Genomic DNA, 15,171 nt, shown 5'->3' on the forward strand with positions numbered 1-15,171 from the left:
CAGATTATCGATGTGTATGAATGGACATGACTAAACCAAAGGTGGCCATTAAAGTAATAATAGCTGTTCCGCCATAACTCATAAAAGGTAAAGGAACACCTACTACAGGTAAAATACCACTGACCATTCCCGCATTTACAAATACATAAACAAAAAAAGACAAACCAAAGGCGCCAGCAACTAAACGTCCATAGTTATGGAAGCTTTGTAAACCGATCTGGAATGTTCTAAAAATAATGGCAAAATAAAGGACTACTAAAATAAGTACACCGATGAGTCCAAATTCTTCGGAATATGCAGCAATAATAAAGTCAGTATGTCCTTCGGGTAAAAAGTGTAAATGTGATTGGGTGCCTTCAAGGAAGCCTTTACCTGAAAAACCACCAGAACCAATTGCAGTTTTAGATTGAATAATATTCCACCCCGTACCGAGTGCATCTGCTTCTGGGTCAAGTAAAGTTAAAACCCTTTGGCGTTGATAGTCGTGTAAAAGAAATTCCCACGCAATTGGAATTACGATTGCTGCACATGCGGCAGCTGCACCAATCATTCGCCACGATAGTCCACTTAAAAATAAGACAAATATACCGCTTGCTAATACTAAAAGTGATGTCCCTAAATCAGGTTGTTCTGCAATCAGTAAAAAGGGAATACCAATTAACATTAATGATAAAACAACTTGTGAAAAACTAGGAGGAAGAGGTTTTCGTGCTAGAAACCATGCAATCATCATCGGCATGCCGATTTTCATGAACTCACTGGGTTGGACACTTCCGAAACCAGGAATATCAATCCAGCGCTGAGCACCCATTCGGACTTCACCGAATACCATAACTGCCACAAGCGAAAATAGGCCGAACAAATAAAAGTATGGGGAAAACGCTTGATAGACCTTAGGCGGAATTTGGGCTAGACCAAACATCACTAAAAAGCCAATACCAAAACTCATGGCTTGTTTACTGACCAGACCTACATCCTGTGCAGAAGCACTATATAGTACGGTTAAACCTAATAGCGCATTTAATAGCAAAAATAGACATAACCACGGGTCAATGTGGAGTTGTTGCCACCTTGATGGTTGCATAGCGGTGCTAAGACCATCTCGAGGAGCTTGGCGTAAAAACTTATATTGTGGGCTAGGAGACATGCGGCGTTAACTAGGTCAATCAGTGCTTGGCGCATGCTAACATAAACCTGATTAATGGCAATGTATATCAATATTTTGCAATAAAAAAACCTAGCTCTCGCTAGGTTTCCGATAGGCTATTTCTTATTAGTTAAAGAATAGACTTTCGTGATATTCAGCCATCGCTTTTAGTTCAGTGCGATTTAAGCTAGGGATGAGTTTGTCGATCGCAATATGAACTGCTTTTGTTACAGCTGCCGCACCAATATCAGCTGCTTTACGCTTGATCATGCCAAGGTCTAATGTCTTATTAAAATCAGACATAAAATGTTTAACCATAGCATCTCCAAACTGTTTATACAGTTCAGCCAATGCAGCTTTATTGATATCGTTACCCGCCTTAAGCTCAGTGAAGTTATGCTGAAGATTAGTGACTAAGCTAGGATCTAGAGTTACACCTACTTTATATTGACCTTGTGGATCTTTAAATAAGCTTTTTTCAGAGAACTCTACTGACTGTTTAACAACATCGTTTGGCGCTTTGCTTAACAATTGTTTTAAAAGAACAGCGACTGTTGATTTGACATAGCCTGCTAGTTTTTCGGCAGTATCGCGCTTTTCACTTGCAGGGAAGTGCTGAACTAACTGAATTAAGACATTATCAATAATCTCTTCATTAAGTTGCAAAGCAATCTTATCGCGAAGTGGATATAAAGGCTCACTAGAATTTTTGTTCGCAATTCCAGTTTGTATATCGTTCAATAAGCCTTCAGAAGGGGTAAAACCAAAAAACGACATGGTGTATCCTCAAATTATTCGTTTTATTGTCGTGCCAATCGAATCGGTTTTGGCATCCATGAAAGATCCGATACTCGGCAAGGGTTAATATCAAGTCCGCCGCGACGAGTATAAGTTGCATAAACCATCAGCTTTTCAGGCTGCAAATTTTGCCAAATATCCGCAAAAATCTGCTCGACACATTGTTCGTGAAAGCCGTTATGCTGACGGTACGAGATAATATAAGCTAAAACACTACGATAACAAGGTTTTTTGCCCTTAAAACGGATAAAAACTGTACCCCAATCTGGTTGTCCCGTGACTGGGCAGTTACTTCTTAAAAGATGAGAATATAGTTCAATTTCGACTTCTTCATCAGACGCATCTCGTTTTAATAGAGTCGCATCTGGATGTTGCTCTAAACGCTCTGGATCTAAGTCATCAATACAAATGCCTTGAGGCTTAGAAATCTCTAAATCATCTACTTGAAATAACGTTAACTCAACTTTTGCACCTGCCGCAGCAGATAGATCTTTTTCAACCGTTTCAATAAACGACTGTTTAGAGTCAAACTGAGTGAAGTTAAGGCTATTGAAGTAAAGTTTTAATGACTTTGATTCAATCAAATTTGGTGAAGAAGCTGGCAGTGTAATTCTGCCAATAGCAACTTGCGGGATAGCATGAGCGTTTAACCATGAAATTTCAAAAACATGCCACCAATCTTTACCTTGTGTAATACCTTCAATATGCGAGTAGGCTTCACGAGACTGAGCACGAGCAATTGGAAATAAAACATCAGGTTGATAGTTAGTTGGATATTGAGTTTCTTTACCCAATAAAGACTGTTCGACACTCATTCACGCATTCCTGAACCACGAGCAAGTAAATAGTAAGCAATTCCGTAAAGTACAGCACAGCATAATGTCACAATGATTAAAGAGAACGTAACGTTCACGTCACTATGACCTAAAATGCCGAAACGGAAAGCGTTAACCATATACACAATAGGATTAATTAAAGAAAGTTTTTGCCAAAAAGGGCCAAGTGCACTAATGGCATAGAACACACCACCTAAATAGGTTAAAGGTGTAAGGACAAAAGTTGGAATAATAGAAATATCATCAAATGATTTTGCATAAACTGCATTAATAAAACCACCTAATGAGAAAAGAACCGAGGTAATCAAGACTGTATATATAGTTACGAACCAGTTATGTATAAAGAGGTCTGTAAAGAACATGCTCATTGTCGTCACAATTGCTCCGACCAATACACCACGGCAAATACCACCAATGACATAGCCCCACAATATAATATGTAGTGGTACGGGACTCATAATCAGTTCTTCAATGCTCTTTTGGAATTTCACACTAAAGAAACTTGAAGATACGTTAGCATAACTGTTGGTAATAACCGCCATCATAATCAGGCCGGGTACGATAAATTGCATATAGCTTACGCCGCCCATTTGTCCAATGCGCGAACCAACCAAATTACCAAAAATAACAAAGTACAAACTCATCGTGATCGCAGGTGGTAACAAGGTTTGTGGCCAAATACGTAGAAATCGGCGTACTTCTTTACGGACTAGAGTCCAGAGGGCAATTTGCAGTTGGCTAAAATTCATTTTGCCTCTCCTTCAAGATTTTTCTCGACCATTTTGACGAATAGCTCTTCTAGACGGTTCGATTTGTTTCGCATACTACGAACACGAATACCTTGTGATTCTAAAAGTTGGAATAAGTCATTTAATGTATGTGCCTTATCCATCGTCACTTCTAAAGTGCTGCTATCAATTAAGTTGAACTTCACACCAATAATATTTAACTGGAGTGGGGCAATGGGTTCTGCCAAATCAAAAATAAAAGATTCTTCACTTAGCTGGTTTAAGAAACTTTTCATGCTGGTGTCTTCTTTAATGACACCGCGGTCAATGATAGCAATTTGACGACACAACATTTCTGCTTCTTCGAGATAATGTGTAGTCAAAATAATAGAGGTCCCGCTTTCGTTCATTTCGGTCAGAAAATCCCACATAGAACGGCGTAACTCAATATCTACACCTGCGGTAGGCTCATCTAAAATAAGAAGTTTAGGTTCATGCATCATGGCACGTGCAATCATGAGTCGGCGTTTCATACCACCAGACAGCATGCGTGCTTGTATATTACGTTTTTCCCAGAGGCCTAGTTTTTCTAAATAATGTTCAGCGCGTTTTTCTGCAATCTTTTTATGAATGCCGTAATAGCCAGCTTGAGTGACTAAAATATCGAACGCTTTTTCGAACTGTCCAAAGTTAAATTCTTGAGGGACAACGCCCAGTTGTTGTTTTGCCAAAGATGGATGAGTGTCGAGATTATGTCCAAAAATCTCAACTGTTCCTTCGGTTTTTTTCGTGAGGGAACTGATAATACCAATGGTTGTTGATTTGCCGGCACCATTTGGGCCTAACAACGCATAAAATTCACCTTCAGGCACAGTGAGGTTAATACCTTTTAACGCCTGAAAACCATTACGATATGTTTTGGACAAATCTCTTAAAACCAAAGCATCAGTCATGAAATTCTCACATTATGAAAGAGGGGTATATTTTGAGCGATAATGATTAATAAACCAAGTAAAATAGTCGGAATTTTATAAAATTGAGATAAATTTATGAAGTTATTATATATAAACTGGTGCGCCCGGCGGGGATCGAACCCACGACCCCAGGCTTCGGAAACCTGTACTCTATCCAACTGAGCTACGAGCGCACATGTGTGGGCCACATCATAGGAAAAAAACACCCATAGGTAAAGCATGAAATAGGTAACAAGTGAGTTTAATGCTTAATTAAACAGCAGCTTGTTGTTTTTTTAGATGTGTTGTTGAATAAGTTGAATTGAATAATTAATAGAATGAAGCGTATGTGCTAGTTCATTAGGGGGAATACGCGACTCCTGTAAGCTAGTAATCCATTGCATTTGGCACATTTTAAGCTCTTGAAGCGTTTTTATTTGCTCTATTTTCTGAATAAGTGGTTTTGCCATAAGCCCACAATATTGACTCAAGGTTTGCTTCATCAACTGTTGTATCTCTTCAAAAGAGAGCTGTTGAACTGGAATTGGTGGCTGGGTAATTTCAGTAGGTGAAAGTTGAAAAGATGATGATTGAGTAACCTGAATTTCTCCAACTATATCGCCACTTTTATTATCATCAATAGTATTTTTTTGATGAGCTTCTATTGCAGTTACGGATGATTGTGGGAAAGATATTTGTTCATTTAATTCTGAATAATTTTCGCCAGAAGGAGCAATGAGTTTTAAGTCGATAAGCTGTTGAATAAGCTCTGGAGATGCAATACGTTTTTTAAATTCGCTATTTAAATTTTGAAAATCTTCGTGATCTATTAATAGTAGTAAACGTCTTTGTTTTGCATTTAAAGTAATGTTGCGTTGTTGAAGCGCGACTCTTCCTAAATTAGTTCGATAAAAACCAGCCATCATTTTTCCCCAAATAAAAAATAAATCAGACTGTCCAATTTTCTTGGTTGAACAGTACTGTTTTTAATAAAATATAAATGGGGTTAACGATAAAACTCAAAAATGACAATATAATGAAGAATTGATGAATATCATCTATTTAAGACTTTAAAATGCGCCTTCTAACGCTTTACGTAAATAGATGTCAAGTTCATCTTGACGTAATAACCATTGAATATAGTCTTTAGGAAGTTCAGCAATTGCTGTGCCTTTATGCTTACCAAAATTAATAGTCGTAGGGATACGTGCTTCTTCAGAAACTCGGTAAAGCTCTTCAATGTCTTGAATATTTAAATGATAGACAATATGCATCAAAATATTAGCAGTCAAAATAATATCCGCATCGGCTCGGTGCGCGCCTTTGAGCAATTCTCGCGCTTTACCGCTGCCTTGAGAAATCATATAGATGAGTGCAGAAATATTATGCGCTTCTGCTTCAGGCCAAGTTTTACGCGCTAAAGCTAGTGTACAAATCGGTTTGATATTCGATACATCCACACCACAACGAGCAATCGCTGCAATATCGTAATCAATATTGTGACCAATAATATAAGTTGTAGTCTCTGGCAATTTAAAAGTTTTATAGTGGGGCTGGTTTTCTAAATCTGACTCTAATATATGGTGAACTGCCATAGCCGCGTAAGAAATAGGGGTACCGACTTGATAGAGCTGATCAAACAATTTGCTCTTATCTAAAGTCAATTTGCCTTCATTAATTTCAATTGGGGCATACGCAATTTCAATAGGCAAACCATTTAGTGTATGTGTTTCTGTATCTAAAATAATGGTTTGCATAACTGGCCCTTTAATCAATCACGAGTAATCAAGAATGTTAACAGTTGGCTACCCACTTTAAAACATGAAGTGAGGCCTGAGAGTAGTGAGAACGTTAATTTATATTAAAAATAAAGTTTTCAGAGATTAATTTCATCCAATAGACCTTGCGGAAAATAAAGATTAGGCGTAAATATTTTTAAGACATTAGGAAATGTTGATTAAAAAACTAAAGCAAAACAAAAATGGAATTTAAGGGAAGATATACCAATGAAAATGAACCTATTAATGACGAGCGTTCTGAGCACGAGTTTATTTTTAGTCGCTTGTGGAGGAGGGAGTAGTGATGATGGCCCAGCTCCTACTAATCCATCTGGGACTCCAACCAATAATATTCAAAATCCAGTCGTTAAGGTCGAGGCTTACACAAGCACCAACTTAGGATCAGTTGCCGCAGAAAGTAGTATTTTGACTTATAAAATGTTGGGTCAAAGTGGTCAAGAAGTGCAGGCAACCAGTTTGGTATTTACACCAAACACTCCACCACCAGTAGGCGGTTGGCCAATTGTAGTCTGGGCGCATGGTACTACGGGTGTGGCAGATGCTTGCGCACCAAGTAAAGCAGCTTTAGCAGATAGTACAAAAGATTTAATTAGTAAATTATTAGCAGCTGGTTATGTTGTGGTCGCACCTGACTATGAAGGTTTAGGTACACCAGGCATACATCCTTTTTTAAATGTTAAAAGTGAGGCTTTTTCAATTACAGATGCGGTGGTTGCAACACGCAATTATTTATTACAGCGTAACTTATTAACTTCAAAAAAATGGTTAACAATAGGACATTCTCAGGGTGGGCATGCTGCATTAGGTGCTGCACAATATGCGAGCCGTGCACAACTAGACTATAAAGGTACAGTAGCGGTAGCACCTGCTTCTAATTTAGGCTTTATTCTAGTGGCGGGAGAGCAATCTGTTGCTAATGCAACTCTAGATAAGAAGATATCAATGTATGCTCAACTTGATACTTATACGGCTTTAGTTACTGCGGGGATTCGTAACACTCAACCTGCCTTTAATTATTCACAAGTCTTTACCTCGCAAGTCTCAAGTATTGCCGCACAAGCAGAAACGATTTGTTCTGGACCATTGGGCCAAGCTTTTGGCGCAGGTATGACTAAGTATGCTACAGATCATAATGGAACGCTGGACGGGTATACACGCACACAACCTAACTTTATGGCTGTTCAGCTAGTTAAAACATTTTTAGATAAAGATTCGCAGCCCTTACAAGTAAAAGTCACGACACCGATTATTATTTATCAAGGGGTAGCTGATAAAACTGTTCCAAAAGTAGCTACTGATATTTTGATATCTAATGCCACTGTCGTAGGCACTAAAATTAATAGCTATGTGACGGGTAACTGGGATCATGGCACGGTGATGAGCAGTAATGTAGATAATATTGTTGGAAATGTTCAGACCTTACTGTCAGCTCAATAGAGTCATTGATATTTAATACTTTTTTAATATTGGCGAGAGCTAAAATTAATGATAGAGAAATTTAAAATATAAGCTTTAAACGAGCTTTTTAATTGATTTATAAACAATGGCTCATTTTTTATAAAACTTGAGCCATTTTTATTTAAAACTGAGCTAACTTCATTCTGTTTAATTATAAAGTTCATGCTACAATATGCCGCAATCTTAGCACGGCTTAAAAGCCCTAATTTATAGGACCCCCGCTAATGTTTGCCAATATTTCCATTTCTGAATTTGATCCAGAATTAGCTCAAGCAATTGCTTCTGAAGGTGAGCGTCAAGAAGCACATATCGAGTTAATTGCATCTGAAAACTATTGCTCTCCTGCTGTGATGGAAGCGCAAGGATCAAAACTTACGAACAAATATGCAGAAGGTTATCCAGGCAAACGCTATTATGGCGGTTGCGAGTATGTGGATATCATCGAGCAAATGGCGATTGATCGTGCTAAAGAACTTTTTGGTGCAGATTACGCAAACGTTCAACCACACGCTGGTTCACAAGCTAACTCTGCTGTTTATTTAGCGCTTCTTAATCCGGGCGATACAGTTTTAGGTATGAGCTTGGCTCACGGTGGTCACTTGACTCACGGTGCAAAAGTAAGCTTCTCTGGTAAAACTTATAATGCAGTTCAATACGGTCTAAACGCTGAAACTGGCGAGATCGATTACGAAGAAGTTGAACGTTTAGCGTTAGAGCACAAGCCACGTATGATCGTTGCTGGTTTCTCTGCTTATAGCCGTGTTGTAGATTGGCAACGTTTCCGCGACATCGCGGACAAAGTTGGCGCTTACCTTTTTGTTGATATGGCTCACGTTGCAGGTCTTGTTGCTGCTGGTGTATATCCAAACCCAGTTCAAATTGCTGACGTAACAACGACGACGACTCACAAAACACTTCGTGGTCCACGTTCTGGTTTAATCCTTGCGAAAGCGAATGAAGAAATCGAGAAAAAACTTCAATCAGCTGTATTCCCTGGTAACCAAGGTGGTCCATTAATGCATGCGATTGCTGCTAAAGCAATCTGCTTCAAAGAAGCTATGTCTGATGACTTCAAAGCTTACCAACAACAAGTTGTGAAAAATGCTCAAGCTATGGCTGAAGTATTCATCGCTCGTGGTTATGATGTTGTTTCTGGCGGTACAGACAACCACTTGTTCTTGTTATCTTTAATCAAGCAAGATGTAACTGGTAAAGATGCAGATGCTTGGTTAGGTGCTGCTCACATTACTGTGAACAAAAACTCAGTTCCAAATGACCCACGTTCTCCATTCGTGACTTCTGGTATCCGTATCGGTACTCCAGCGGTAACAACTCGTGGTTTCGGTGAAGCTGAAGTTCGTGAACTTGCTGGTTGGATCGCTGACGTGATTGACAGCAAAGGTGACGAAAAAGTTATTGCTGACGTAAAAGCGAAAGTTGAAACTGTTTGTGCAAAATTCCCTGTATACGCACAATAAGTTGTAAATATAAAAAAAGCGCCGTATGGCGCTTTTTTTTATCAAGTTAATTAGATAAGAATTAACTTTTAGATTTTACCGATGACTCGGCATTATGCCAGCCACCACCTAATGCACGGATTAAATTTACACTAGCCATCATTCTAGTGCCGTTAAGCTGTGCAGAAAGTTGTTCTTGTTGCAAAATAGTCCGATCTGAGTCAATCACATCAAGATAACTGATAGCACCTTCTCGATAACGTAAATGAGACAGTTGATTTGCATGACGAGAAGAGGAGAGTGCTTGATTTTGAGCTTGAATTTGCTGATCAAGTATTCTTTGATCTGATAAACCATTTTCAACTTCGCGAAATGCATTCAATACAGTTTGGCGATAGTTTGCCACGCTTTCTTCATAGGCAGCTCGTGCTTGAGCAACTCCAGCCTTACGTTGTCCACCGTCAAATAATGGCAAAGATAAAATAGTACCTGCGACTGGACCAAGTAAGAATGTACGGCTCGACCATTTACCCAACTCACCTAAACTTGATGATTCATAACCGAGTGCACCTGTTAGGTCCAGTTTTGGGAAGAAAGCAGCACGTGCAATTCCAATACGCGCATTATCTGCTGCCATAGCACGCTCGGCAGCCGCAATGTCAGGTCGTCTTTCCAGTAAAGCCGAAGGTAAACCTGCTGGAAGACGAATGCTGTTTGCAGTTAAAGGTTGAACTGTCAAGCTAAACTCAGCAGGTGTTTTGCCTAACAATACTGCAAGTGCATGTTCTGCATTGGCTCGGTTACGAGCAATGTTCAGTGCATTGGTCTGGGCGGTAGCCAGTTCAGTCTGTGCGCGAGAAACATCTAATTCACTGACTAAACCATTTCTAAAACGTGTTTGAACTAAGTCTCTTGTCTCACCAAGCAGTTTAATAGTGCGATTATAAATTGCTTGTTCAGCATCCAACTGACGGATCAGGAAATAACCTTGGGCAACATCTGCTTGTAAGGCTAAAAGCGCCGACTGATATAAGGCTTCTTGTTGCTGTACATCAGCTGTTGCTGCATTGACACTACTGGCGATACGCCCAAATAAATCGAGTTCATATGAAACATTCGCTTGAGCACGCCATAAGGTTTGTGCAGATGTATGAGCGTTGTCATCTAAACCCAATGAAGCCGGAGAGGGTTTTTGACGAGTTGGGCCAAAGCCAGCACCAATATTTGGCAAACGTTCAGCTTGTGCTGCGGAACGTAACGCACGTGAAGCCTGAATATTAGCCGCTGCCGCTTTAAGGCTCTGGTTTCCAGAAATGGCTTGTTGTTCGAGCTCATTTAATTGAGCATCATTAAAAACACGCCACCATTCACCTCGAACCTGCTGATCGGCAGGTTGAGCAATTTTCCAGTTATTGTCTTCAAGTTTAGGGTCAGACTCTTTAAATTTGACGGGAACTATGACCTTTGCAGGTTGATATTCTGGAGCCAAAGAGCAGCCTGCAAGCAGCAGGCTTCCCATGAGTGAGGACAATAATAAGCTTTGTTTTGCTGTAGCCATTAAATGTCCTCCTTAATGATCATGTGGGGTAGATAAAGGTGCTTCATGAACTGCTGCCGAATGCAATTTATGTTTGCTATTCAATGTGCGAATCAGGACATAAAAGGCAGGGGTCAGGAACAAACCAAACAGCGTTACACCGATCATGCCGAAGAACACTGCAATACCCATGGCATGACGCATTTCAGAACCTGCACCTGTTGAGGTAACCAGTGGTACGACACCCATAATGAATGCAATAGAAGTCATTAAAATTGGGCGTAAACGTAGACGACTTGCTTCAACAGCTGCTTTAAAGGCAGTTGCACCTTGCATTTCAAGTTCTCGTGCAAACTCAACAATTAAGATGGCATTTTTACAAGCCAGCCCGACTAGTACCATCAGACCAATTTGGGTAAAGATGTTGTTATCTCCACCTGTCAGCCAAACACCTGTCAGAGCCGCCAAGATTCCCATCGGTACAATTAAAATTACAGCTAAAGGCAAAGTCAGACTTTCATATTGAGCAGCTAAAACCAAGAATACCAGTAATACGCTAATTGGGAATACCCAGAGTCCTGCATTACCAGCCAAGATTTTTTGGTAAGTTAAATCTGTCCATTCAAACTTGATGCCACGAGGTAGAGTTTGTGCAGCAATACGTTCAACCGCAGCTTCAGCTTGGCTAGATGAATAACCTGGGGCAGGGCCACCGTTAATATCTGCTGAGGTATAGCCGTTATAACGAACGACCATTTCAGGACCATAGGTTTGAGTTACATTTACCAATGAAGATAACGGCACCATTTGTCCCGCACTGTTTCGGGTTTTAAGCTGCAAAATATCTTCAGGATTTGCACGGAAAGGAGCATCGGCTTGTGCACGAACCTGATAAACACGTCCAAAGCGGTTAAAGTCGTTAACGTATTGAGAACCTAAATAAATCTGCATGGTGTTGAAAACATCTGTCACGGCAACACCTTGCTGTTTAGCTTTCACGCGGTCCAAATCTACATTGAGTTGAGGTACGTTAATTTGATAACTTGAGAACATTGGACCCAGTTCAGGGGCTGATTGTGCTGCTTTCATAAAGTTTTGGGCAGCATCATTTAAGGCTGAATAGCCTAAGGCACCTCGGTCTTCGAGTTGGAGCTTAAAGCCACCCATGGTTCCTAAACCCATCACAGGTGGTGGTGGGAAAACTGCAATATAGGCATCTTGAATGGCTGAATATTTCTGGTTGAGTGCACCAGCAATTGCATTTGCAGATAAGTCTTTAGCCTTACGTTCATCGAATGGCTTTAAGGTTACAAAGACAATACCGGCACTCGAACTGTTGGTAAAACCGTTAATTGAGAGGCCAGGGAAGGCAACAGCACTTTCCACACCAGGTTGTTTAAGTGCCGTATCACTCATTTTACGGATGACCGCTTCAGTACGATCTAATGATGCGCCATTTGGTAATTGAGCAAAGCTAATCAAATATTGTTTGTCCTGCGCAGGAACGAAACCGCCCGGAACAATATAAGAGATACCGACGGTTAAACCTAAAAGCGCAGCATAGACACCTATTGCCGAAGCTTTATGAGAGATAACACGACTTACGCCTTTACCATAGTTGTCCGACGCTCTAGTAAATACGCGGTTAAATAATGCAAAGAAACGTCCGAATACACGGTTCATAAGGCGTGTTAATGCATCAGGTTTAGCATCATGTCCTTTTAGTAACATGGCAGCCAAAGCAGGAGATAGGGTAAGGGAGTTAAATGCCGAAATAACCGTTGAAATGGCAATGGTCATGGCAAATTGTTTATAAAACTGCCCTGTTAAGCCTGTCATAAATGCAAGTGGTACGAACACGGCAACGAGCGTTAAAGCAATCGCAATAATTGGTCCGCTCACTTCTCTCATCGCGCGATAAGTTGCATCTCTTGGGCTTAAGCCAGCTTCAATATTCCTCTCGACATTTTCGACGACCACAATGGCGTCATCGACCACAATCCCGATGGCAAGTACCATCCCGAACAGTGATAGCGCATTGATTGAGTAACCAAAAGCGAGCATGAGCGCAAATGTACCAATAATTGAAACTGGTACAGCAAGCAATGGAATGATTGAGGCACGCCATGTTTGTAAGAATAAAATAACAACCACAACAACCAGTGCAATTGCTTCAAGTAAGGTGTGAACTACCGCTTTAATACTGGCACGTACGAATTGAGTCGGGTCATAAACAATGTCGTATTTAATTGAAGATGGGAAATCTTTTGAAAGCTCCTTCATCGTGCTGCGCACTTGATCGGAAACTTGTAAAGCATTAGCACCTGGTGCTTGGAAAATTGGAATTGCGACTGCTTGTTTATTATCGAGTAATGAACGAAAGCCATATTGTGAAGCTGCAAGTTCAACACGAGCAACATCACCCAATCGGGTGACCGCACCATCTGGTGCAGTTTTTAAAATGATATCTGCGAATTCTTGCTCAGTCGTTAAACGTCCTTGAGCATTGACTGAAAGCTGTAAAGGGGAATTACTTGGTGATGCACCGATTGTACCCGCTGCAACCTGAATATTTTGTTCACGAATTGCATTCACAATTTCAGTCGCGGTAAGGTTACGCTGTGCTACTTTTTGCGGGTCGAGCCATACGCGCATCGCGTAGTCACCAGAACCAAATAATCCGACTTCACCAACTCCTTGTAAACGCGCTAAACGGTCTTTCACGTTGAGTACCGCATAGTTACGTAAGTAAGTCATGTCATAGCGACTATCTGGTGAGGTCAGATGTACTACCATGGTTAAAGTTGGTGAGCTTTTTAAAGTAGTGACACCTAAACGCTGTACGTCTTCCGGTAAACGAGGCATGGCCTGAGACACACGGTTTTGAACCAGTTGTTGCGCTTTGTCTGGATCAATACCAAGTTTAAAGTTCACCGTAATGGTTAAGTTGCCGTCGCTGTTAGCCTGAGATTGCATGTACAGCATGTCTTCGACGCCGTTGATCGACTCTTCAAGCGGAGAAGCAACAGTTTCAGCAATTACTTTCGGGTTTGCACCCGGATATTGAGCACGTACCACCACAGATGGCGGAACAACTTCTGGATATTCAGAAATCGGTAACTGGAATACCGAAAGCAGACCGGCGAGTAAAATCAGTACTGATAACACACCAGCAAAGATCGGCCGATCAATAAAAAATTTAGAAATATTCATATTTGATTAACCTTTTGCCGGAGTTGATGTTTTATCTGTTGGCTGAGGTTGAGGAGGAGTAGCATTAGCAGTGATTTGTGAATTTGGCATAGGAACGAGGTGCGGGGTCACAGGGTCACCTGGACGAATTCGCTGTAAACCGTTCACCACAATACGATCACCCGCTTGTAATCCGCTATTCACGATTTGCAAACCATCTTGTTGTGCACCGAGTTTTACTTCACGGTAAGCCGTCTGATTTTTAGCATCAACTACTACGACAAAGCGTTTATCTTGATCGACCCCAACTGCGGTTGGGCTAATCAGAATTGCTGAACGAGGTTGTCCACCGCCTAAACGGATTCGTGCATATAAGCCTGGTAATAAAACACCGTTTGGATTATCAAAAGTCGCACGAACACGAATCGTGCCTGAGGTTGCATCTAGGTTATTGTCAATTGAGTTGATCGTACCTTCGCGAGAGAAACCAATTTCATTAGCAAGTCCCATATAAACAGGAACTTGTGCAGAATTACGCTGGTTACTGATGTATTTCAGATAAGTTTGTTCATCAACATCGAAAGATGCATAGAGACGAGAGACAGATACTAAACTTGTTAAGACCTGTGCGCCGTTACCTGCAGAAACTACATTGCCGACGGTCACCTCGGCACGGGAAATTCGACCGCTGACAGGCGCAGTAATACGGGTGTACTCTAGATTTAAGCGGGCAGATTGAACGGCTGCTCTAGCGGCTTGCAAGTTGGCGCTGGCTGAGCGTGCATCATTTTGAGCTAAATCTAGCTCTTGACGTGAGACAGCATTACTTTGAATTAAACGTTGAATACGAGAAAGGTTAGAACTCGTATAAGTGACTTGTGCTTCAGCTGAAGTGAGTTGAGCTTGGGCACGATTCAGTTCTGCCTCGAAAGGCCGTGGATCAATGGTAAAAAGTAAGTCGCCTTTTTTTATGAGACTTCCATCTTTGAAGTGAACGGCAATGAGTTTGCCGGAAACTTGAGGCCGAATATCGACTTGATCAATGGCTTCTAAACGACCGGAATATTCTTGCCAATCGGTAATGGTTTTGCTGATGACATTAGAAATATCAACAGTTGCAGCTTGTTGGGCTGTGGTCGGTGCAGCTTTTGCATCGGCATTTTCATGTAAAAACATAAAACTGCCTCCTGTTGCTAAAAGGGCAACAAAGATGGCAGACAGTGCGAACTGTTTGCGGGAAAATGACATGAGGTGCTCCTAGTTATT

At 40.9% G+C, this 15,171-nt stretch carries 13 protein-coding genes and 1 tRNA gene; 2 read left to right on the forward strand and 12 right to left on the reverse strand.

The annotated features are described in order from the left end of the window. Positions 1–4: 4 nt before the first annotated feature. From rodA to J580_RS13920, 8 genes are all read right to left on the reverse strand, one after another. Positions 5–1,147, reverse strand: coding sequence for a rod shape-determining protein RodA (gene rodA / locus J580_RS13885; protein ID WP_017398602.1), 1,143 nt, complete (start codon positions 1,145–1,147; stop codon positions 5–7). A gap of 126 nt (positions 1,148–1,273) precedes the next feature. Further along, positions 1,274–1,924, reverse strand: a complete 651-nt coding sequence (locus J580_RS13890; RefSeq protein ID WP_032004597.1) for a hypothetical protein — start codon at positions 1,922–1,924, stop codon at positions 1,274–1,276. A gap of 23 nt (positions 1,925–1,947) precedes the next feature. Further along, entirely contained in the window at positions 1,948–2,760 is an 813-nt protein-coding gene (queF, locus tag J580_RS13895; RefSeq protein ID WP_014207239.1) for an NADPH-dependent 7-cyano-7-deazaguanine reductase QueF, read from the reverse strand. Next, on the reverse strand, positions 2,757–3,530 hold the full coding sequence (locus tag J580_RS13900) for an ABC transporter permease (RefSeq protein ID WP_002118099.1): 774 nt from the start codon (positions 3,528–3,530) through the stop codon (positions 2,757–2,759). Before J580_RS13900 ends, queF begins: the two co-directional genes overlap by 4 nt. Continuing rightward, entirely contained in the window at positions 3,527–4,462 is a 936-nt protein-coding gene (locus tag J580_RS13905) for an ABC transporter ATP-binding protein (RefSeq protein WP_002118101.1), read from the reverse strand. Before J580_RS13905 ends, J580_RS13900 begins: the two co-directional genes overlap by 4 nt. Before the next feature lie 117 nt (positions 4,463–4,579). Then, positions 4,580–4,656 (reverse strand) — tRNA-Arg (locus J580_RS13910). Between the two features lie 102 nt (positions 4,657–4,758). After that, positions 4,759–5,388: a hypothetical protein gene (locus J580_RS13915; RefSeq protein WP_081403651.1), complete on the reverse strand. Its 630-nt coding sequence runs from the start codon at positions 5,386–5,388 to the stop codon at positions 4,759–4,761. 144 nt (positions 5,389–5,532) lie between these two features. Continuing rightward, on the reverse strand, positions 5,533–6,219 hold the full coding sequence (locus J580_RS13920) for a putative quorum-sensing-regulated virulence factor (protein WP_032004601.1): 687 nt from the start codon (positions 6,217–6,219) through the stop codon (positions 5,533–5,535). A 249-nt stretch (positions 6,220–6,468) separates the two neighbouring features. Here J580_RS13920 and J580_RS13925 point away from each other — a divergent pair, with 249 nt between their 5' ends. Further along, the gene (locus tag J580_RS13925; protein WP_032004603.1) at positions 6,469–7,698 is read left to right on the forward strand and encodes an alpha/beta hydrolase; all 1,230 of its coding nucleotides are present in this window, start codon (positions 6,469–6,471) and stop codon (positions 7,696–7,698) included. 23 nt (positions 7,699–7,721) lie between these two features. Here the strand turns inward: J580_RS13925 and J580_RS23190 are convergent, their stop codons facing one another. Beyond that, entirely contained in the window at positions 7,722–7,883 is a 162-nt protein-coding gene (locus J580_RS23190; RefSeq protein ID WP_080591596.1) for a hypothetical protein, read from the reverse strand. 60 nt (positions 7,884–7,943) lie between these two features. Here J580_RS23190 and glyA point away from each other — a divergent pair, with 60 nt between their 5' ends. Continuing rightward, a complete protein-coding gene (gene glyA, locus J580_RS13930; protein WP_002118126.1) occupies positions 7,944–9,197 on the forward strand; it encodes a serine hydroxymethyltransferase in 1,254 nt (417 codons plus the stop codon). A 61-nt stretch (positions 9,198–9,258) separates the two neighbouring features. Here glyA and J580_RS13935 read toward each other — a convergent pair whose 3' ends face one another. The 3 genes from J580_RS13935 to adeF are packed head-to-tail and all read right to left on the reverse strand — an operon-like array spanning position 9,259 to position 15,153. Beyond that, complete coding sequence (locus J580_RS13935) at positions 9,259–10,734, reverse strand: efflux transporter outer membrane subunit (protein WP_032004605.1); 1,476 nt, start codon at positions 10,732–10,734, stop codon at positions 9,259–9,261. Positions 10,735–10,746: 12 nt separating this feature from the next. Then, positions 10,747–13,926: a multidrug efflux RND transporter permease subunit AdeG gene (gene adeG / locus J580_RS13940; protein WP_032004606.1), complete on the reverse strand. Its 3,180-nt coding sequence runs from the start codon at positions 13,924–13,926 to the stop codon at positions 10,747–10,749. 6 nt (positions 13,927–13,932) lie between these two features. Next, the gene (adeF, locus tag J580_RS13945; protein WP_032004607.1) at positions 13,933–15,153 is read right to left on the reverse strand and encodes a multidrug efflux RND transporter periplasmic adaptor subunit AdeF; all 1,221 of its coding nucleotides are present in this window, start codon (positions 15,151–15,153) and stop codon (positions 13,933–13,935) included. Positions 15,154–15,171: the final 18 nt, after the last annotated feature.

Origin of the sequence: Acinetobacter sp. 1542444 (assembly GCF_000581835.1) — a bacterium.
GTDB lineage: Bacteria > Pseudomonadota > Gammaproteobacteria > Pseudomonadales > Moraxellaceae > Acinetobacter > Acinetobacter pittii.

Coding starts and splice junctions, on each gene's coding strand:
- queF (WP_014207239.1), bottom strand. CDS start 2,760: ATGAGTGTCGAACAGTCTTTATTGGGTAAAGAAACTCAATATCCAACT.
- adeG (WP_032004606.1), bottom strand. CDS start 13,926: ATGAATATTTCTAAATTTTTTATTGATCGGCCGATCTTTGCTGGTGTG.
- J580_RS13925 (WP_032004603.1), top strand. CDS start 6,469: ATGAAAATGAACCTATTAATGACGAGCGTTCTGAGCACGAGTTTATTT.
- J580_RS13900 (WP_002118099.1), bottom strand. CDS start 3,530: ATGAATTTTAGCCAACTGCAAATTGCCCTCTGGACTCTAGTCCGTAAA.
- rodA (WP_017398602.1), bottom strand. CDS start 1,147: ATGTCTCCTAGCCCACAATATAAGTTTTTACGCCAAGCTCCTCGAGAT.
- adeF (WP_032004607.1), bottom strand. CDS start 15,153: ATGTCATTTTCCCGCAAACAGTTCGCACTGTCTGCCATCTTTGTTGCC.
- J580_RS13915 (WP_081403651.1), bottom strand. CDS start 5,388: ATGATGGCTGGTTTTTATCGAACTAATTTAGGAAGAGTCGCGCTTCAA.
- J580_RS13920 (WP_032004601.1), bottom strand. CDS start 6,219: ATGCAAACCATTATTTTAGATACAGAAACACATACACTAAATGGTTTG.
- glyA (WP_002118126.1), top strand. CDS start 7,944: ATGTTTGCCAATATTTCCATTTCTGAATTTGATCCAGAATTAGCTCAA.
- J580_RS13890 (WP_032004597.1), bottom strand. CDS start 1,924: ATGTCGTTTTTTGGTTTTACCCCTTCTGAAGGCTTATTGAACGATATA.
- J580_RS13905 (WP_002118101.1), bottom strand. CDS start 4,462: ATGACTGATGCTTTGGTTTTAAGAGATTTGTCCAAAACATATCGTAAT.
- J580_RS23190 (WP_080591596.1), bottom strand. CDS start 7,883: ATGAACTTTATAATTAAACAGAATGAAGTTAGCTCAGTTTTAAATAAA.
- J580_RS13935 (WP_032004605.1), bottom strand. CDS start 10,734: ATGGCTACAGCAAAACAAAGCTTATTATTGTCCTCACTCATGGGAAGC.